Genomic DNA, 627 nt, shown 5'->3' on the forward strand with positions numbered 1-627 from the left:
ATTCGACGTATATCAAGGCATACGCGGACGCATGCGGGGCACAAGGCGGCAGTCAGGACATTAGCCGCACAAAAGGGGGCTGAACAGCAAATTGCACTTGGTAGTCGACGAGTACGGGATACCGGCAGGCGGCATTGTGACAAGCGGTACTGTCGCGGACTGTAGCCAAGCGCCTCTCCTTATGAAGGGTTTGGAAGCGGAAGCGTTCCTTGCGGACAAGGCGCATGACACGAACGAACTGCTCGGCATGCTTAAGGAAGCGGATATAGCAGCAGTCATCCCTCCGGTTAAAAGCCGGAAAAAGCAGAGAGCGTACAATCATGAACTGTATCGGGCACGGCACGTCATTGAAAATGTCTTCCGCGCCCTCAAGCGCTAGCGGGGAATTGCCACACGCTACGCAAAGCTCACCGCTTCCTTCATCGCCGCCATTCATGTCAGGTGTTTATTCCTCTACCTTCCAGTCCACACTACCTAGTATACGTATTTCCCCGAGCACAAAACGCTTCCGCAAAATCCGGCTGTAGCTCTGTCGCCTTCGTGTAGGCTTCTATCGCCGCGTCGTATTCTTTCTTGGCATAGCGCTCGTTTCCCTGCGCCCCAAAAGCCGCCGCTTCCGCGTTCAGT

Annotated in this window: 2 protein-coding genes; one reads left to right on the plus strand and one right to left on the minus strand. The window is 55.0% G+C overall.

Annotated features, from left to right (window positions below):
- Positions 1–97 precede the first annotated feature (97 nt).
- Positions 98–379, plus strand: a complete 282-nt coding sequence (locus AWU74_RS07350; RefSeq protein ID WP_062328748.1) for a transposase — start codon at positions 98–100, stop codon at positions 377–379.
- 91 nt (positions 380–470) lie between these two features.
- Here AWU74_RS07350 and AWU74_RS13575 read toward each other — a convergent pair whose 3' ends face one another.
- Positions 471–626, minus strand: coding sequence for a tetratricopeptide repeat protein (locus tag AWU74_RS13575; protein WP_162505014.1), 156 nt, complete (start codon positions 624–626; stop codon positions 471–473).
- Position 627: the final 1 nt, after the last annotated feature.

This window comes from Treponema endosymbiont of Eucomonympha sp., assembly GCF_001028545.1.